Source organism: Plantactinospora sp. GCM10030261, from assembly GCF_042666615.1.
Taxonomy (GTDB): domain Bacteria; phylum Actinomycetota; class Actinomycetes; order Mycobacteriales; family Micromonosporaceae; genus KBS50.
This window is the reverse complement of the sequence record NZ_JBHTDD010000024.1, coordinates 99,994-118,865: the sequence shown is the minus strand read 5'-3', so window position 1 is coordinate 118,865 and position 18,872 is coordinate 99,994. Positions and strand designations below refer to the sequence as shown.

General features: G+C 72.5%; 16 protein-coding genes. 1 reads left to right on the top strand and 15 read right to left on the bottom strand.

Annotation, left to right across the window (positions count from 1 at the left end; all coding sequences use genetic code 11):
- Nucleotides 1-24: 24 nt before the first annotated feature.
- Nucleotides 25-1,170, bottom strand: coding sequence for an FHA domain-containing protein (locus ACFQUZ_RS24710; protein WP_377446251.1), 1,146 nt, complete (start codon nt 1,168-1,170; stop codon nt 25-27).
- Between the two features lie 259 nt (nt 1,171-1,429).
- Between ACFQUZ_RS24710 and ACFQUZ_RS24705 the strand changes: the two genes are divergently transcribed.
- Nucleotides 1,430-2,212 (top strand): hypothetical protein, encoded by a 783-nt coding sequence (locus ACFQUZ_RS24705; RefSeq protein WP_377446249.1) that lies wholly within the window; start codon nt 1,430-1,432, stop codon nt 2,210-2,212.
- A 51-nt stretch (nt 2,213-2,263) separates the two neighbouring features.
- Here ACFQUZ_RS24705 and ACFQUZ_RS24700 read toward each other — a convergent pair whose 3' ends face one another.
- The 14 genes from ACFQUZ_RS24700 to ACFQUZ_RS24635 form a co-directional block, all read right to left on the bottom strand.
- A complete protein-coding gene (locus tag ACFQUZ_RS24700) occupies nt 2,264-3,331 on the bottom strand; it encodes a fatty acid desaturase family protein (RefSeq protein ID WP_377446248.1) in 1,068 nt (355 codons plus the stop codon).
- A 114-nt stretch (nt 3,332-3,445) separates the two neighbouring features.
- On the bottom strand, nt 3,446-6,961 hold the full coding sequence (locus ACFQUZ_RS24695; RefSeq protein ID WP_377446247.1) for an SCO7613 C-terminal domain-containing membrane protein: 3,516 nt from the start codon (nt 6,959-6,961) through the stop codon (nt 3,446-3,448).
- A 48-nt stretch (nt 6,962-7,009) separates the two neighbouring features.
- Nucleotides 7,010-7,345: a divalent-cation tolerance protein CutA gene (cutA, locus tag ACFQUZ_RS24690; RefSeq protein WP_377446245.1), complete on the bottom strand. Its 336-nt coding sequence runs from the start codon at nt 7,343-7,345 to the stop codon at nt 7,010-7,012.
- Nucleotides 7,346-7,356: 11 nt separating this feature from the next.
- Entirely contained in the window at nt 7,357-8,376 is a 1,020-nt protein-coding gene (locus ACFQUZ_RS24685; RefSeq protein WP_377446244.1) for a 1-acyl-sn-glycerol-3-phosphate acyltransferase, read from the bottom strand.
- Nucleotides 8,376-9,212, bottom strand: a complete 837-nt coding sequence (locus tag ACFQUZ_RS24680; RefSeq protein ID WP_377446242.1) for a patatin-like phospholipase family protein — start codon at nt 9,210-9,212, stop codon at nt 8,376-8,378. Before ACFQUZ_RS24680 ends, ACFQUZ_RS24685 begins: the two co-directional genes overlap by 1 nt.
- Nucleotides 9,213-9,248: 36 nt before the next feature.
- Nucleotides 9,249-10,301 carry a glycosyltransferase family 4 protein gene (locus ACFQUZ_RS24675; RefSeq protein WP_377446270.1) on the bottom strand — a complete coding sequence of 351 codons (1,053 nt, stop codon included), beginning with the start codon at nt 10,299-10,301 and terminating at the stop codon, nt 9,249-9,251.
- Nucleotides 10,302-10,444: 143 nt separating this feature from the next.
- On the bottom strand, nt 10,445-11,119 hold the full coding sequence (locus tag ACFQUZ_RS24670; protein ID WP_377446241.1) for a BON domain-containing protein: 675 nt from the start codon (nt 11,117-11,119) through the stop codon (nt 10,445-10,447).
- Nucleotides 11,120-11,326: 207 nt separating this feature from the next.
- Entirely contained in the window at nt 11,327-12,910 is a 1,584-nt protein-coding gene (locus ACFQUZ_RS24665; RefSeq protein ID WP_377446239.1) for a trypsin-like peptidase domain-containing protein, read from the bottom strand.
- Between the two features lie 51 nt (nt 12,911-12,961).
- On the bottom strand, nt 12,962-14,548 hold the full coding sequence (locus tag ACFQUZ_RS24660; RefSeq protein WP_377446238.1) for an ATP-binding protein: 1,587 nt from the start codon (nt 14,546-14,548) through the stop codon (nt 12,962-12,964).
- Nucleotides 14,545-15,246: a response regulator transcription factor gene (locus ACFQUZ_RS24655; protein WP_377446236.1), complete on the bottom strand. Its 702-nt coding sequence runs from the start codon at nt 15,244-15,246 to the stop codon at nt 14,545-14,547. Before ACFQUZ_RS24655 ends, ACFQUZ_RS24660 begins: the two co-directional genes overlap by 4 nt.
- Nucleotides 15,247-15,388: 142 nt before the next feature.
- Entirely contained in the window at nt 15,389-16,015 is a 627-nt protein-coding gene (locus tag ACFQUZ_RS24650) for a PadR family transcriptional regulator (protein ID WP_377446235.1), read from the bottom strand.
- Nucleotides 16,012-16,902, bottom strand: a complete 891-nt coding sequence (locus ACFQUZ_RS24645) for a DUF4097 domain-containing protein (RefSeq protein ID WP_377446233.1) — start codon at nt 16,900-16,902, stop codon at nt 16,012-16,014. Before ACFQUZ_RS24645 ends, ACFQUZ_RS24650 begins: the two co-directional genes overlap by 4 nt.
- A gap of 65 nt (nt 16,903-16,967) precedes the next feature.
- Complete coding sequence (locus ACFQUZ_RS24640; protein ID WP_377446232.1) at nt 16,968-17,906, bottom strand: lysophospholipid acyltransferase family protein; 939 nt, start codon at nt 17,904-17,906, stop codon at nt 16,968-16,970.
- Nucleotides 17,903-18,691 carry a GNAT family N-acetyltransferase gene (locus tag ACFQUZ_RS24635; RefSeq protein ID WP_377446230.1) on the bottom strand — a complete coding sequence of 263 codons (789 nt, stop codon included), beginning with the start codon at nt 18,689-18,691 and terminating at the stop codon, nt 17,903-17,905. The genes ACFQUZ_RS24640 and ACFQUZ_RS24635 overlap by 4 nt, the downstream gene beginning before the upstream one ends.
- Nucleotides 18,692-18,872: the final 181 nt, after the last annotated feature.

Sequence of the window (18,872 nt, the reverse complement as noted above, 5' to 3'; positions counted from 1 at the left end):
GGGGCGGCGGGGGGAGGGGGCGGGTCAGCGGTCTACGGTTCGCATGGTCATGGTGGGGGCCTCGGCCATCACCGACGCTGGCGCGAAGGCGGCCGCCGACGGCAGGTCAGCCGCCCGGCCGACCTGTACGCCTGGGTACAACTCCACGAAGTCACCGGGGCCGAGCACCCGGCTCTGCTGACGGTTCAACGTGATCCGGTCGTCGTCGTCCAGGGACCCGCGCGGGCGCAGCCCCGATCCGTTGGTGCTGACGTCCTGGGCGACCAGGTCGGCTCCGCGCAACTCCAGCCGGAGGTGGCTGCGGCTGATCCAGCGCCGGGCCTCGTCGTTCAGCCACTGGCCCACGGTGATGCCGCCGTCCTCCTCGGGGGCACGGCCCACCACGACCGGCCGGTCGGCGACAACGAACCGCTGGCGGACCAGCCCACCGATCCGTACGGCGAGCATCTCGTGCCGGGGGCGTGCGCCCGCGTCGGTAAGCGGCCGATCGTGTCGGGGGCAACTCGGCGCCCCACCGCGCAGCGACGGCGGTGGTTGGCTGATCGCGGTGCGATGCACCCGGGCCAGATCGGCGAAGGCGCCACCGCCGCCACCCGCGCCGAACAGCGCGCACCCCGGTTCGGGGCACCGCCACAGGCGGGCGAGCAACCGGGCGCCGGTCGGGGAGGGATCGGTCGGGGCCGGCACCGCGCCGCCACCGGCGTGCGCGGCCAGCGTCGGCCCGCCAGCACCGACGACCGGCGCCAACACCCGTCCGGGTTGGCCGATCCAGGGATAGCGGCCACGCAGACCGTCGAGGCGGGCCCGGGTGAGCACGGGAAGTCCGAGCAGGTCGGCCACCTCCAGCATGCGGTCACCGGGGTTGTTGAGCACCTCGACCAGTCCGTCGTCCGCCCACCGCCGGACCACCATCCGTTCGTTGGAGGTCAGGTCGCCGTCCGATAGCAGCCCGCGGTGGACCACCGCGTAAACCTGGACGCCGTCCTCCTGCACCTGCCGGCCAAGCGCGTCGATGACGATGCCGAGCCGGAGCATGCTCGCCGGGCGCCCCCGGTCCAGGTCGGTGAAGCGGACCAGTTCGGCGAGGTCCACCGCCGCCCGCACCAGCGTCGGATCGGTGGTCACTCGACCCTCGATCGTGTCCAGCACCTTGCTGATCTCGAATCTCATGCCGTACTCCGCACGACCGTGTCGATCCGGCGGGCCGGAACCGGATCACGCACCAGCTCGAAGACCTCTGTCATGCGCTGACCTTACCGCCGAGGTCCCGGCGGGTAGGACATCGAGGTACGGGCATCGTCCCGATCCGCCGTAGTCCGCTTGTAGGCGGACGAGATACCTCCTAAGGTGTGTTGCCCGCCTGGGACGGCCGCATGGATGAGCCTGTGGCGCTCGGCGGTTTGTCGCACACGGGGAGTATCCGCACACGATGAAAACTGCACGGAACACCGTTGTCGCACTGGCGTTGGCGGTGTCGCTCGGCGCTGGCATGACGGCCTGCGGTGGCAGTACGGAGAACAACGCCGGACCGGCGACGGCCGGCTCCGCGTCCTCCGCCGCCAGCCCCAGCGCCAGTGCCGACCCGACGGAGGAACTCCGGGCCGCGGCCCGGAAGCTGGGTGAGCAGTCCAGCCGCGCCACCATGGAGAGCAGCGTCCTGAACTCCATCACGGTGCTGGACCCGGTCAAGCGGGTGGGACACGCGAAGATGACCCTGAGCGCCGGATCGACCAAAATGAAGATGGAGGTCATCCTGCTCGATACGGACGTGTACCTCAAGATCGACGGGGCGGGCATGCCGAAGAAGTGGATGCACGCCGACGCCGGCCAGATCAAGGCCGGCGGCAGCCTGGACATCGTCCCCAAGGACGACCCGGCCCGGGTGGACGGCCTGATCAACGCGGTGATGGACACCGAACGGGCCGCCGACGGAACGTTCACCGGCACGCTCGACCTGTCGAAGGCACCGACCATGACCGCCGGTGACCTCAAGGCCATGGGGGCCACCACGGTGCCGTTCACCGCGAAGGTGGACGACCAGGGGCGGCTGGTGGAGATGTCCATGGACATGTCGAAGATCCAGGACGGCCTGGGCAAGATGACCACCACGTACGCGGACTTCGGCGCACCGGTCACGGTGGCGAAGCCCTCCGCCAGCCAGGTCACCGAGATGCCGGCGGACCTGCTGGAGAGCATGAACAAGACGGCCTGAGCCGACAGCGGGCCCCTCGCGACGCTTGACGCGTTGACGAGGGGCCCGCTGTCACCGCAGGGCGGCGCCGACCGAGTGCAGGTGGCGCAGCGCCTGACGGTACGAGTCCAGCAACCCTGTCTGTTCGTACGGGATGCCCTGGTCATGGCAGTACGCCTCGACGATCGGCTGGGCCCGGCGCAGATTGCGGCGCGGCATGCTCGGGAACAGGTGGTGTTCGATCTGGTAGTTGAGTCCGCCGAGAAGGACGTCGACGAGCCGGCCACCGCGTACGTTCCTGGAGGTCAACACCTGTTTGCGAAGGAAGTCCAGGTCGTCCCCGGCGCCCAGCACCGGCATCCCCTTGTGGTTGGGAGCGAACGAGCAGCCCATGTAGATCCCCCACAATCCCTGGTGCACGGCCACGAAGACCAACGCCTTCAGCGGTGACAGCACGGTCAGAACGGCGGCCAGGTAGCCGACCGTGTGCGCCACCAGCAACAGCGCCTCGACCCCGCGGTGCCGCATCGGGGTGGCGTAGCCGTCCGGCCCCCGGCCGAACACGGCCTTGACGCTGGAAACGTGCAGCGCCAGCCCTTCCAGGGTCAGCATCGGGAAGAACAGGTACGCCTGCCTGCGTGCCAGCCGACGGGCGAAGCCGCGGGTCTGCCCAGCCTGCTCGGGCGTCCACACCAGGGCACCCGCGCCGACGTCCGGGTCCTCGTCCTCGTGGTTGGGGTTGGCGTGATGCCGGGTGTGCTTGTCGATCCACCAGCCGTAGCTCAGCCCGACCGCCAGGTTGCCGGCGAGCAACCCGAGCACGTCCCCAGCCGGCCGACCGCGGAAGATCTGCCGGTGCCCGGCGTCGTGGCCGAGGAAGGCGACCTGGGTGCTCGCCACGGCCAGCAGCACGGCCACGAGCACCTGTCCCCGCGCGTCACCCACCAGGAAGAAAGCCACCCAGCCACCGACGAACAGGGCACCGCTCAGCACCGCCAGTGGCAGGTAGCCGACCGGTCGGCGGTCCAGCAGGCCCAGCCGACTGATCCGGCGGGACAACTCCGCGTAGTCGCTGCCTCGCCGGGCGGGCGGTGCCACCGCAGCCCCGATCGTCATGTGACCCTCGATTCGCGCGTCCATGGCGACTCCTTGGACCGGTTCGCCGATGCTCCCAGTCTTCTCAAGGATCAACACGTGGGTAATCCAGCAATCCCCCCGACCGGGGTAGTGCCAGCACCCCTATCCCGACCCGTCTCAGGTCATCTGGCGTACCGCGCCGCGGAGCCGGTCCAACTCTCGACGCCGCCGTTCGTACGTCGCCGCGACCGTCACCAGCAGCAGCCCGCCGCCGGCCAGGTAGATCCACCGGGGCAGCAGATCCCAGACGCCAGCCGCCTCGTGCACGGCGACCAGGGCCAGGGTCACACCGCCCAGCACCACCGGCGCCTGGAGCCGGTGGACCGCCCCGGTCAGCAGGACGGCCACGGCGCCCGCGCCGAGCGTCAACCGGCGCACCGGACCGCCGTCCCCGACCAGCACGCTGGCCAGGGTGGGCAGGAACGCGGCGGCCAGCCCCGGGGCGTGCGTCACCCAGCTGCTCAGCTCCCGCCGCAGGCGGGCGGCGTACCCGCCGGCCGCGAGCGCCGCCAGCGCCACCGGCACGGTGTACGCCTCGGCGAGCGCCACCCGGTTTGCCGCCAACAGCAGCCACAGGGCCAGTAGTTGGCTGCCCGTGGCCACCGCCACCAGGGCGACCCGCCGGTTCCGGGGCTCGCCGGGTCGCAGCGCTCGCAGCCCCACGGCCACCCCCCACAGCGTGCAGATCAGGGCGGTGACGCGGAGCTGCCCGACGCTCAGCATGATCGCCACCACTGCCGTGGCGTGCGCGGCGGCCTCGATCGCGACCGCCTCGCGGTCCCGGTCGACCACCGCGGCGCCGGCCGGTCGGCGGGAACGCAGCACCGCCCCACCGAGCAACGCCACGGCCGCGACACCCAGGACCGGCAGGGCCGCCCGGGTCACCGGCTGCGCCGCGGCGACGGTCGCCACGACCGCCAGCAGGGCACCCGTGGTCGTCGCCGTCAGCCAACCGGTGATCCGCCCGGTCCGGCTCCGGCCGGCGGCTCCGGCCGCGACGCCCGCCACCACCAGCAGCCCCATCCCGCTCAGCGTGCCGGACCGGGTCGGCAGCAGGCCGGTGAGTCCCGCTCCGGCGAGCACGCCGCTGACCGGCACGAGCGGCACCAGAGCCCGCGCCGTCGCGACGGGCGCCAGCGCGGCCAGCAGCAGGGCCGTCACGCCGATCACGAGCGCCGTCGCCGCAGGGACGGGCCACCGGAGTCCAGCCGCGACGGGCAGCGCCGCCAGGGTCACCGCGGCCAGTGGCGCGGCCAGCCGGGCGGCGGCCAGCGGCATCACCGGCCCGGCCGATCCCCGCCGGGTCGACCCGAACACCGCGGCGGCGGCGGTGAGCAGGGCGAGGACCGCCGCGTCGGCGCCGTCCACGGTCCACGCCGGATCGCTGTCGCCCGGGCCGAGACCGACGCCGACGGGCGCGCCGGACCAGATCTCACCCAGCCAGGCGTACGGGCCGGCGAGCAGCGCGATCATTGGCCGGACGAGGGCGACGACCACCACGCAGCCCAATGCCGCACCGGTGACAAGCGACGACACGCGCACGCCTGGTCCGGCGCCCAGGGCGAGGCCGATCGCCACGAGCAACAGTCCGGCCGCCGCGTATCCGCCCACCGGATCGCCGCCGCCGGTCAGGATCGGCGCGATGCCCGCGGCCAGCGCGCCCAGCACGAGCGCCCCCACCGCGTACGGCAGGTGGCCGCCCAACCGGCGGCGCAGTGCCCCGATTCCGGCGGCGGTCGCCGCGACCGCGCCGAGGGCCACCCGCCCCGGCCAGGGGCCCCCGGCGGTGCCGGCCACGGTTGCGGCGGTCAGCGCGGCCTGCCCGGACAGCAGCGCCGCGGTGATGGCTGAACCACCGATCAGGCGGAGCCCCACCGGAGCCGCCGCGTCGAGCCGACCCACGCGGACGGCCACGATCAGTCCCAGCAGCGCCACACCGACAAATGCCACGGTGGCGGAGCCGGCTTCGATCAGGCCCACCAGTACGGCGTGCCCGATCAGCAGGACGCCGCCGGCGACCGCCAGGACCGCCCACGCGGACCCGGCCGCCCGCACCGGTCCGGCCGCCCCCACCGCCCGGGCCGCCAATCCGGCCGCCCCCGCCAGGCGGGTCGCGGTCAGCAGCAACGCCAGGGCCGCCACGAGATCCACGGCCACGATCGCCAGCACCGGCAGCGGGGCGGTGGCCGGCAGCGCGAGCACCCCGAACACGCCACCGACCACCGCCACCTCCCCCCGGGCCCTGGGCAGCAGCGCGGCGAGCGCCACCGTCACCAGGACCACCCCCATCGGAAGTTGGCCATCGAGGAACTCCGGCACGGCGGGCGCCGCCTCGCCGAGCGGGGACCGCGCGGCGACCACGCCAGCGACCAGCAACGCCAGCGATCCGATCGTTACGCCGAACAATCCGGCCACCACAAGAGCACCGATCCGCCCCCCGAACGACAACCGTGGGCCGGCGACCGTCACCGCGATGGCGACCAGTGCGACCACGATGCCGGACCACAGCAGCGGCCACCGCGTGTCCGGCGCGGGCCGCACCGCGGCGATCGCCACGGCGGCCACCAGCGTCGCGGTGGCGGCAGCCCGCAGGCCCGGCTGTCCGGCGACCGCCGCGCCGGCCAGGAGCACCAGCGCGACCACCAGCAGCGGTCCGCCGGCCAGCGCGGCAGGTTCGGTGGTCAGCAATGCCACCAGGGCGCACACCCCCGCCGCGGTCACCGCACAGCCGTACCCGATCCAACCGGCCAGCCGTCCGGCCCGGGCCGGTCCGCCACCGGACAGCCGGCGGGCCGTCACGAGATCGAGGCAGGCCGTCGCGGCCAGCACCAGCGTCCACCCGGCGGCCGACGGGTCCAGTTCCACCACGGTCAGCGGCAGCACCGGCTGGGCCAGTGCCAAGGCGGCGAACCACGGTGCGCGTAGCCCGGTCAGCCGGCCGTAGCCGGCCGCCAGCAGCGCGGTTCCCGCCGCCACCACCGCGGCGTACCGGGCGGTCGGCCAGTCAGCCAGCCCGACCAGGTTCACCGTCCTGGCCGCGTACCCGTCGAGCACGACCAGCAGCACCCCGACGGCGGCGAACGTCTCGGCGGTCCCGGTCAGGCCACGCCGCCATAACGGCACCGGTACGGCCAGCACCAACGCGGTGACGGCGACCAGGATCGCGGCCCGGCCGGTCACCCCCACGCTGGCCCAGGCGACCGCCGTGAAGACGACGGCAGCGGCGCCCAGCAGCAGGCCGCCCAGCACGAACAACACGTTCTGCACGGTGCGGGTGGTGGTTTCCGGCGGTCCGGCCGGGCCGGCCGGAAGCGGACCGGCCGGAAGCGGACCAGCCGGAAGCGGACCAGCCGGAAGCGGGCCGGCCGGAAGCGGACCAGGGCTCGCCTGCACCGGCGTGCCCGCCCGCACCCGAGCGGCGAGATGGTTGCGCCGAGCCCGCAGCTCACGCAGTTCGTCAGCGAGCCCCGCGTACCGCTGGCGGGCCCGCTCCAGGTCGGCGGCTCCGGTCGCGATCAGTCCGTCGAGCCGGATGACCTCGGCCGCCACCGGGTCGCCGGGTCGCCGGCAGCCGGAGCAGCCGGCCGTCAGGTCCGCGGGGGCGCCGCAGGCGGGGCAGGGGTACGTCGTCACCCGTGCATGTTGTCCCGCCCGGCCGGGTCGGCAGCAGAGTGCGGATACTCAGCCGGCCTGAGGCTCCGGGCGGGTCTGCTCGCGTACCCACGCGGTGTAATCCGGATTGCCGGAGTCCACCCGGGACACCAGGATCTCCGGCACCTCGTACGGGTGACTGACCCGGATGTGGTCGACGAGCGCGTCCACCCGATCGATCGCGGTCTTGAACCGGACTTCCACCTCCTGGGTGGTCTCCATCCGTTCCTGCCACCAGTAGGTGCTGTCCACGGAACCCGTGACCTGCGCGCACGCGGCCAATCGGCCGGCCACGGCCGCCGCCGCCAGGACGTCGGCGACCGACCGGGCATCGACGACGGTAGTCACCACACAGAGTTGCTCCACGACTCCGGACCCTACGCCGTCGAACCGTCCCGATTGGCATCCACCCACTCGTCAATCCGCGTCCACCAGTCGAACAGCCAGTCGATCCGCTCCTGCCGGCCCGCCGGAATCTCCTCCGGCGGGACCGACCAGAACCGCATCACGATCCGCTTGTCCATCGGCAACTCCCGCCACACGTCGGCGACGGTGAGCATCCGGTCCAGCCCGGTGTGCGCCACGAATATGACGCCGGCGTCGGGTGCCGCGTCGAGTGCCGCCAGCACCCCACCGGGTCGCGGCGCGAGCACGTGCCGCAGGTTCTCCGCCCGTTCGGCCATGTCGTCGAGGCCACGGGACCGCAGCCGGGCGATCGCCCGCACCCGCCGTCGCGGGGTGAAGTTGCTCCCTTCCGGGAAGATCACGAAGGCGTCGTTGTCGTCCAGACCGGTGGCCAGGTGGCCGACCTGCTCCGCGAGCGACTCCCCCGGCCCGGGGTCCGCGGTGATGAACCGGTTGGGCAGCCGGTTGAGCATGACGTCCACGGCCGGATCCCATTGCAGGGTGTCCTTGAGGACGATCCGGGGCTCCCGGGCGAACCAGTTGACCAGGGCATGGATCAGGATGAACGAGTCACCCGGTCCGGCGTGCCGGGACAGCACCAACTCCGGGCGACCCGGCAGGGCCGTGTCAGGGTCCGTTCCGGTGATCTCGATACGCAGCCGCAGCGCCCACCTGGCCTGCCAGAACAGCGCCGTGAGGAACTGACCGGTCAACAGATAGTGGGCCCGTTCGAAGGACGGTGAGCGGCTGCGCCAGCCGAAGCCGGAGGCCAGCCAGAGCACGAAGAGGGCGAGCAGCGCGACGGCGTCCCACACCACGTACACCACCGCCAGCCAGGCCAGCCGCAACGGGCGCAGCCGCCCCGGGACCAGCGGCGACGCGGCGACGGCCAGCAACAACCAGAACGGCAGGGTGCCAGCCAGCAACGCCGCGAGCAGCACCACGGCCGGAGCGATGATCAGCCGGCGGACCCAGCGCGGCGGCGGCCGCATCAGGCGTCCTTGACGTGCGCGTCGAGATAGTGCCGGGACGCCGTGTAGGCCCGGCTGATCCGCCGGCCCACCGCGGCCATGTCCCGGTACGCCCACGGGTTGTCATCTCTCGGGTCCAGCCCACCGGTCGGCAGCACGTGCACCTCCACGCCGGGTGGCAACGCGGCCATCTCGCGGGCGAACCGGTGCCGCCGGGCTATCTCGAAGGCCACCTGGGCGATCTCCCAGGGCCGGCGCGGCGGGCTGAGCGGTCGCTCGATCCGGCCGACCTGGAGCACAAATATCCGCTGGGCGCCGGCGAGCACCGCCTCACCGATGGGGATGGAGTTGACGATCCCACCGTCCAGGTAGTGCTCACCGTCGATCTGCATGGGTGGCAGCAGGCCGGGCACCGAGGCGGAGGCGAGCACCGCGTCCACCACCGGCCCGGCACGGAACCAGTGCTCCGCCGCCCGCTCGATGCTGGCCGCGCAGCAGTGGAAGGGCACTGCCAGATCGGCGAAGGTCCGACCGACGCCCAGCTCGCCCTCCAGCAGCCGGCGTAGCGGCACCGGGGAGTGCAGATGGGTACGGGCCGCGAAGCGCCGTAACTGGCGGGCCACCGAGTCGCCGTACACCTCGCTGGCCTCGGGCGAGGACCAGAGCCGGACCAACCGGTCGGTGACCGCTTCACACGGGTCCGCCGCCACGAGCGCGCCGTTCACCGCGCCGATCGACGTGCCGATCACGACGTCCGGCCGGAAGCCGGAGCGGAACAGCGCCCGGAGCATGCCGACCTCCACCGCGCCCAGCACTCCACCGCCACCGAGCACGAACGCCACCGGCCCAGCCACCATGTCCTCATCCTGGCACGCGGGGACGGCAGCGCCAGATCAGGGCACCCAGGCGGAGCGGCTCAGCGCCAGTTCGGGTCGTCGGTCCGACGACCACGCGCGGTAGACCCGCTCGTAGCCTTCGGCCATCCGCTCGGCGGAGAACCAGCGCCGGACGTGTGAAACGCAGTTTTCCGGTTCGATCGCCGAAACATCCCGCAGCGCCGGGGCCAGGTCCACCGGATCGTCACAGATCAGCCCCGTCTCGCCGTGATTGATCAGCTCCGGCACCGCGCCCCGGTTGAGCGCCACCACCGGCGTACCGGTCGCCATCGCCTCCAACATCGCCATGCCGAACGGCTCTTCCCACCGGACCGGCATGATGAGGCAGCGGGCCGCGAGCAACAGGTCGACGCACGTCTGCCGGTCGGGGTTGCGAAGCAACGTGACGTCCGGGCCGACCATCGGCTCGATCACGCGGTGCAGGTACTCCTCCTCCACCGGCTCGTTGCACTTGCCGGCCAGCACCAGCGGCAGACCCGCCGCGCGGCAGGCGTGGATGGCCAGATCGGGGCCCTTGTCCGGGGCGTATCGGGCCAACCAGAGCACCGGCCCGATGCCCGGCCGCGCCTTCACCGGCAGGTTCCCGACCATCCCGTTGTGCACCACGTCGATCCAGGACAGTTCTGGCCGGAGCCGTCGCTGGGCGTGCGATATCGCTACCAGGCCCGCCGACGGGTCGACGTCGGTCAGAACGTCGGCCAACTCGCCGGTGGGTCGGTTGTGGACGGTCAGGACGGTGGGCGCCGGTCGGTGCCGGGCGAACAGGACACCCGCGGTGGTGTGGTCGTGGACCACGTCGAACCGTTCGTCCGCCAACATCTGGTTGACGCGGGCCAGGTGGGCCAGCTCCGGCAGAACCTGACCGACACGGTCAGCGGCGGGTGCCGGTGCCGAGCCGACGAATGAGGCCCGGGTGCCGCTGCCGCTTCCGGCACCGAACAGCGTCACGTCGTGCCCCCGGTCCACGAGCGCGTCGACCAGTGCCGCGCAGACCTGCTCCAGGCCGCCGTATCCGGGCGGGGGCAACTCGTACCAGGGTGGGACGACCATCGCGATCCGCAGCGGCCGCGAACCGCGCCGCGTCGCCTCCGATGCCGGTGTCCGGTCGGCCGGAACGTCCTGCACGACAAGCCTCCTTGAGCTGCAACCGCGGCTTCCCGGCCCGGACACCGGTAAACGCCCCGACCGGCGCCTCAGGCCAGCACGCTGATCCGGTCGTCGACGCCCGCGACGCCCCGGGCGGACCACGCCACCCGCTCTGCCTCGGCCCGCTCCAGCCAGGACCGGGCCGTGCCGGTCAGCACCACCCGGTCGCCCTCGACCGCCACACCGATCCCTTCGGCCGCAGATTCCATGCTGCGTACCAGCGCGTTGCGGATATCCCGTTCCAGGTCCCGCGCCGAGGGACGGTTGTCCGGTTGGACGGTGACCAGGTTGGTGACCCCGCGCACGCCCGCGAGCCGACGGACCGCCTGCTCCGCGGCCCGCTTCTGGTAACCCCACTCCACGACGCCGCGCAGCATCACCCAGCCGTTCGACACGGTGAGGTCGAGGTTCTCGATGGGCACGAACGAGTCCCATTCCAAGGCCCGGATGGCGGCCAGCGCGACGTCGGGGTCGAGCCGTTCCGCCTCCCCCGGCAGCCGTACCTCGATGTCGTTGGCCACCGCGCGGACGCCACGCAGCCGCTGTACGGCCCGTTCCGCTGCCCATTTCTTCGCGTAGTTGTCCACCCAGCCGGTGAGGATCACCACGCCGTCCCGCACCGAAACCCCCACCTCGTTGGGTTGGACGCGGGCCTCCCAGTCCAGTTCGGCGAGCACGTCCCGCTGGATCTCGGCGTCGCTGCGGGTGACTGCCGTGGTCATGACCGTTCTCCTCCCGCGCCGATGGCACCCGGTGCGGTCATCCTGTGCGACGACCGGGTGATCCACCGTCGCCCGGGCCAGGTGAAAAGAAGCGGCGGCGGATGGGATGCCCAACCCCCTTGGCCATCCCATCCGCCGCCCGGGAAGGAGGCGAACCACGACACTCGCCTACCGATGTCCGGTGCGCCGCGTCCGCGGCGTCTTTCGTTATGACGCTTCGGCGAGCGTCACGGTTGCCGTCTTTTCGGCGCCATTTCGGCTGTAGGTCAACTCCACCTGGTCGCCCACCTTGCCGCCCTGGACGGCCGCGACGAGGTCGCTCGACTCGTTGATCCGCTTTCCACCGAACTGGGTGACGACGTCACCCTGCTGGAGACCCGCCTTCTCGGCCGGGCTGCCAGGGGTGACCGAGTTGACCACCGCCCCGCCGTCCTCGGCGGTGGCGACGCTCACTCCGAGCGAGGGGTGGCTGACCTTCTGGCCGTTGCGCAGCGCCTCGGCGACCGCCTTGGCCTTGTTGCTCGGGATCGCGAAGCCGACACCGATGTTCCCGTTGCTCTGGCCGGCCGTGGCGATCGCCGTGTTGATGCCGATCACCTCGCCGCTGGTGTTGACCAGCGCACCGCCGGAGTTACCAGGGTTGATCGGCGCGTCGGTCTGCAGGAGGCCGGAAATGGAGGTCGCGCCCTGCTGCCGCTGGAACGGGTTCTCGTTGCCGTCACCCGCCTGGATCGTGCGGTCACGAGCGCTGATGATGCCGGAGGTGACCGAGCCCTGCAGTCCCAGCGGGCTGCCGAGGGCGAGCACCGTGTCACCCACCCGTACGGCGTCGCTGTCGCCCATGGTCGCCGCCGTGAGGTCGCTGACCCCGGACGCCTCGAGCACCGCGAGATCGGTCTTCGGGTCGGTGCCGACGACCCGGGCGTCGGCGGTTTTGCCGTTGGCGAAGGTGACCTTCACGGTGCCACCGCTCGCCTGTGCCACCACGTGGTTGTTGGTGAGGACGTAGCCGTCGGCGGTGAGCACCACGCCGGAGCCGCCGGCGTCCCCGGCACTGATCGACACGACGCTGTCCTGTACCTTGTCGGCGATCTGGGGCAGGTCCGCCCGATCGATCACCGGCGCGGCGTTGAACACCCGGTTGTCACCGCCGGGGCCCTGGTCGACCGCCAGTGCGATCACTCCACCGGCGATACCCGAACCGGTCATCAGGGCGAGCACCAGGGCACCAGCCGCGACGAACCGGCCGACCCGCCGTGGCTGGCGGGCCGGCGCACCCGGCGCCGGGTATCCCTGCGCCCATACCGGCGGCGCTCCGGCGCCGCCGTGCGGCGGCATGCCCGGGGTGCCACCGCCGTGCGGCGGCATTCCCGCGGCGCCAGCACCGTACGGCGGCATCCCCGCGCTGTCGGCACCGTACGGCGGCATCCCCGCGGTGTCGCCGTACGGCGGCATGCCGGTGGTGTGCGGCAGTGCCGGGTGACCGGGGCCACCGGCCCACGGGTTCGGTGTCGCGTTCGGCCCGGGCACCGGTGCCGGTGCCGGTGCCGGTGCCGGTGCCGACGAATGGCTCGGTCGCCACGGGTCGTCGGCGTCACCGGAAGCGGCCGGGCCGGTCGGGCCGGTCGTGTCGGCCGGCGGCGGAGCCACCGGGTGAGGAGCCGCCTGCGGCTGCGGGGCTACGGAGCCCGGTTCCCCGCGCTCGGCACGCGGCAGCTCGGCGGTGGGGTGCGACGACTCGGCGTCGGGAGAGGCCGAGGGCCGCTGCGGGTCCTTCTCGTGCTCGCTCATATCCCTACTGTGCCCCCTGGCTCTGCGGTCGACCTGTAACCGGGCTGGGTGTTAGCTGAGAGGATCGCCACCGCCGGAATCGGCGGCGGAAGCCGCCTCCTCCTCGGGCGGCAGCAGCGGCAGCCGTACCCGGAAGGTGGCCCCGCCACCGGGGGTCGGTGCGGCCTCGACCGAGCCGTGATGGGCGGCGACCAGCGCGGCCACGATCGCCAGTCCGAGCCCGGTGCTGGTGGATCCGGCGGCCCGCCTGGTCCGCGCGGAGTCCGCCCGGTAGAACCGTTCGAAGACCCGCTCGGCCTGCTCGGTGGAGAGCCCGGGACCGGTGTCGATGACTTCCATGACGGCCAGGTTGCCCGGCTCCGCCCGCAGCCGGACCGTCACCGCCGCCTCGGGCGGGGTGTGGGTGAGCGCGTTTGTCATCAGGTTGCCGATCACCTGACGCAGCCGTCCGTCGTCGCCGAGCACCACGAGCGGCCCAGCGCCGGGCTCCACCTCCAACGCGATCTCCCGATCCGGCGCCACGGCCAGGGCGGCCTGCACCGCGTCGGCCGCCAACACGGGCAGCTCGACCGGGGCCAGTGCCAACGGCCGCTCCCGGTCCAACCGGGCGAGCAGCAGCAGGTCCTCGACGAGCAGCCCCATCCGGGCGGCCTCGTCCTCGATCCGGCGCATCAGCCGGGTGGCGTCCTCGGGGGCCACCACGGCTCCTTGACGGTACAGCTCGGCGAAGCCCCGGATCGAGGTCAGCGGGGTTCGCAGCTCGTGCGAGGCGTCCGCGATGAACTGGCGCATCCGTTCCTCGGACCGGCGGGCCCGGCCCTCCGACGCCATCGCGGCGGCGGCGGCGTCCCGGGCCGCCATCTCGGCGTGCCGGGCCGCGCTCTCCGATGCCGCCCGCGCGGTGAAGGCCGCCTCGATCTGGCTCAGCATCGTGTTCAAGGCCCGGGACAGGCGGCCCAGTTCGGACAGGGGTTCCGGCTCCCCGGACTCCGGGTCGGGCACCCGGCGGGTCAGATCGCCGCCGGCGATCGCCGCCGCGGTGCGCTCGATGTCCTCCAGCGGCTTGAGGCTGGTCCGGACGATGGCCGCGCCGACCGAGGCGAGCAGCACCAGCACCGAGCCGCCGACAAGGACATCGATCCAGATCAGCTGCCGGACGGCCAGGTCGACGTCCTTGAGGTTCTGCCCGACCGCCGCGTACTGGTTGTCGCCGACCTGCCGCACGACCATCCGCCAGCGGAACTGCTTGTTCGCGGAGTCGGTGGTGAAAGCCTCCCCGCCCGCGTGCTCCTGGTACCACGCGAGCTGGCCGATGGCGCCCGGCAGGTCCGCCTTGGTCAGATCGTCGTCCTTGGCCACCGCCACACCCAGCGTCGTGGTGAAGTTGACGTTGGCCTTCATGAAGTCGGTGGGCAGCGAGTAGCGCGTCTCCTCGTGGACGATGAGGTTGTCCGGTTGATTCGCGTAGCTCGCCATCTCGTCGTCGATCTGGCCGATCAGGTAGTTGTGCAGGAAGTACGCCGTCATCAGGCTGATCACCACGAGGGCGGCGGCGACCAGGGCGAGGACGGCGGCGACCAACTTGATCCGTAGCGATATGCCGCGGATCTTGCTCTTGATGGTGGGGGCGGTGGTCACGCCGCCGGCTTGCGGAGCACGTATCCGACACCGCGGAGGGTGTGGATCAGCCGCGGCTCGACGTTGTCGATCTTCCGTCGGAGGTACGAAATGTACGACTCGACGATGTTGTCGTCGCCCCGGAAGTCGTAGTTCCAGACGTGATCCAGGATCTGCGCCTTCGACAACACCCGGTTGGCGTTGAGCATCAGGTAGCGCAGCAGCTTGAACTCGGTGGGCGACAGCTGCACCCGGGTGCCGGCCCGGTAGACCTCGTGGGTTTCCTCGTCCAGTTCCAGGTCGGCGAAGGCCAGCCGGGACGTGGGCTGCTCACCGCTGGCGGTGCGCCGCAGCACCGCCCGGATCCGGGCGGTCAGCTCCTCCAGGCTGAACGGTTTGGTCACGTAGTCGTCCCCGCCGAGGGTCAGCCCACGGATCTTGTCGTCGGTCGCGTCCCGGGCCGTCAGAAACACCACCGGGGTGCGCTCGCCGCCCTCGCGCATCAACCGGATGACCTCGAAACCGTCGAGGTCGGGCAGCATGACGTCGAGCACCACGAGGTCGGGTCGTCGATCCTTGGCCGCCGTGACCGCCGCGCTGCCGCTGGTGGCGGTGGCGACGTCGAAACCCGCGAACCGCAGGCTGGCGGAGAGGAGTTCGAGGATGTTCGGATCGTCCTCGACGACGAGCAGGCGAGCCTCGATGTGCGGTGCGGCCATGCCCCCCATCATGCGTCGTACCGCTGCGCGGCGGCTGGACAGCACCTGAAAACTTCCTGAGCCCGCCCCGGCAGGGCCCGTTGTCCACGCTGTGCGCGCAACCCCTCGCCGACCCGGCATCGTCCGGTGCCTCGATCGCGGATCAGCGCAGCAGGCGGCGGAGGCTCTCCGCCGCGCCGTCGACGATCCGCCGGGCCGTCGCCAGCTGCGCGTCGGTGAACCGCCGGCCACGGATCAACGATCGCACCTCGGTGACGAATTCGACAAGCCGGTCGTCGAGGTCGGCGGCAGGGTCACCACCACGGTCGGCCCGGCCGGGCACCGGACCGGACTCGGCGCCGCTGTCGGCCGGAGCCCGCGCCGGGCCGGCACGGCGGACCTCACGGGCGGCGGCCCGCAACTCCCGTTTCAGGTCCCGGACCGAGCCGTGCACCTCCGACTGGACCTGCCGGGCCAGACCGGAAAGGTCGGCCACCGACGCCCGGATGTCGGCCTCCAGCGCCGCCAGTTCGGTGGCCCGGTCCCGCAACTCCGCCCGCCCGGTCTCGGTGATCCGGTACGTCTTGCGGCCAGCCGCCGCGGTGTGCGTGATCAGCCCGTCGGTCTCCATCCGTTGCAGCCGGGGATATATCGTGCCGGCGCTCGGGGCGTACAGGCCGAGGAACCGGTCCTCCAACAAGCGGATCAGCTCGTAACCGTGCCGCGGGCCGTCGGCGAGCAGCTTGAGCAGATAGAGCCGCAGCCGGCCGTGTCCGAACACCGGCGTCACGAGGCGGCTCCGACGTCCCGCGGCCCACCCGGCTCGGCCGACGCCTCGGTGTCCGGCTCCACCGGACCGTCCTCGTCCTCCTCCAGGGGCCGGGACAGCAGGGCGATGCTGCCCGAGGTGGACGTGGCCCAGAGCTGTCCGTCCCCGCCGCCGAGCACGCCGTACCCGTCCCGCGACCAGCTCGGGCCGTCACCCGTACGCACCTGCGCGAAGGCGCTGGTGAGGTTGCCCGAGGTGCTGTGCAGGTGGACGGTGAGGTCGCTGTCCGCACGGACCCGGACGGTCACGCTGCCGGAGACGGTGCCGAGCCTGATCTCGCTGCCCCGTGGATTGTCGAGATCGCAGGTGATCGAGCCGGACCGGGTTGTGGCGTGTACGCGGTGCGCGCTGCCGTCGGCGAGCACCAGTTCACCGGAGACCGTCTCCATGGTCAGGTCCCCGGTTACCCCGAGCGCCTCCACGGGACCCGAGGTGAGCGTGGCGCTGGTCCGTCCGGCGAGGCCCAGTAGGGTCACCTGCCCGGAGGTGACGTCCACCCGGGTCACCGCCCGCAACCCGGAGACGACCGCCGATCCATCCACCAACCGCAGGTCGGCCCGCGTCTCCGGCGGGACCGCGACCGACACGTGGACCCGGGTCCACCACCCGCCGGTCGCCAGCCACCAGAGGATGCCGCGCCAGTTCGGCGGCCGTTCCTGGCGGACCGACAACCGGCCGTCCCGGTGCTCGACGACGATGCCCGGCCGGCCGGCCCGGGTGACCTCGACCCGGGCTGGTCCGTCCGCGCCTACCACGGCGAGCCGACCGGAAAGCAGCGAGACATCGAGTCGGTCGACCGAATCGGCCAGGGTGAGCCGCTGGGGCCCGTCGATCGTCCAACCGGACATGCCACGTCTCCTCGCGATGTCCGCGTCACTGTAACGCGATACATCGCGAGTAGACCAGCAACGCCTCAGGCCGCCAACCGCTCACCCGCCGAGGTGGGCACCAGCACCGGAACGGCCGGGGTGTGGCCGCCGGCCACCGACGGAGTGACCGGAGTCGGTCGGGAGATCGTCGGTCGGCCTCGGCCGACCGACGACTGCGCCATCCGCGCCACCGTCCGGCGGTCGGCTCCCCGCTCCAGATGCAGGACCGGTGCCGCCGTCACGGACACCACCAGGCGCCGCAGGGCCAGCACCCGACGTAGCGACGCCCACAGCGTGTCGTCGCCGAGGAATGCCGGTGCGGCGGTGATCGCTCCGGTGGTCCGGTAGGTCAGGGTCAGCGGCACCACGACCGCGCCCGCGTCCGCCGCCGCCTGGAACACCGCCGGCCGGAATCGGCCCACGCCGGCGCACCGGCTCCGGACCGGAACCCCACACCACGTCGTCCCCTCCGGAAATGCCGTGACCACCGCTCCGGCCCGTACCGCCGCGGCGATCTCGGCCACGACCCCGGGCAGGGCCCGCGGCCGGGAACGGTCGACGAAGATGGTGCCCGCCGCCGCGGCCAGAACGCCGAGCACCGGCCACCGCCGGACCTCGCTCTTGGCCACCATCCGGGTCGGCGCCACCGCCATGATCGCGATCACGTCCAGCCAGGAGATGTGATTGGCGACCAGCAGGGCCCGGCGTCGGGGCAGCCGGACGCCACCGACGGTCAACCCGATCCCCAACGAGCGCAACACCAGCCGGGCCCACCACCGCCCCGCGACCTGCCGGCCACCGGAGGTTGACGCCAACAACACGGGCAGCAGGCACACGCCGCCCAGCAGCGCCCCGAGCAGCGCGACCAGCCTGATCGCCTGCCGGAGCGGTCCGGCAGCCCGCTGACCGCCGGCTTGGCACCCCGGGCCGCAGGACGACCGGGGTTGCCACGGTGACTCGGGCACCGTGGACGTCCCGGTCATCGAACAGCACCCAGGAAGTGCCGCCGGTAGCGCGGGTGCATCCGGTCCATGCTGAGCAGTACGTACAGATCGGCGCAGTGGAAGTCGGGGTCGTAGGCCGGTTCCCCGCACACCCAGGCCCCCAGCCGCAGGTAACCCCGCAACAGCGGCGGCAGGGTCGGGCGCGGTGGCGCCGCCTGTGCGGCCCGGGCGGCCACCGCCGCGGCGCCGTCGGGCTCGGACAGCCACGGCCGGCGCGGCCGTACCCGCAGGGCGGGTGGGGCGAGGTGACGACCGGAAACCTGCTCCCAGACGCCGGCCATGGTCGCGCCCGCGTCCGTCAACGGCACCGAGGCACACCCGCCCAGCCAGCGCAACCCTCTCAGGTGCAGATACCGGGCGATGCCGACCCACATGAGGTTGATCACCGCGCCGGTCCGGTGCTCCGGGTCGACGCAGGACCGGCCGACCTCCACCAGATCACCGCCCAGTGGACGCAATTGGCTCAGGTCGAACTCACTGTCGGCGTACCGGCGGCCGGCGCGGGCGGCCCCCTCCGGTGGAAGCAGCCGGTAGGTGCCGACCACCCGACCGGTGGATTCGTCCCGAACGAGCAGGTGGTCGCAGTAGATGTCGAGGTCATCGGCGTCCAGACCGGTCGAACCGGTGTCCAGGCGGGCGCCGAGTTCCCCGGCGAAGACCTGGTGACGCAGTCGCTGCGCGGCGGCCACCTGGGCGGCGTCGTCGGCGATCAGCAAGGTGTAACCGCGGGTGCCGATCTCGGCGGCGGTGAGCAGTACAGCCATGCGACCTGTGTAAACGGCGTGGGTAACCGGCGACATGTCGGCGGGCGAATGGGTTGATGTCGATCCGGTTAACGACGTTCGCGCCGGTCGGCGCAACGTCGATCGCCTGGACGAGGTCCTCCGGCAGCACCTCGTACCCGGTCGGCCCGGCGACCCCTCACCCAGGCCGCCGTAGGCTGTG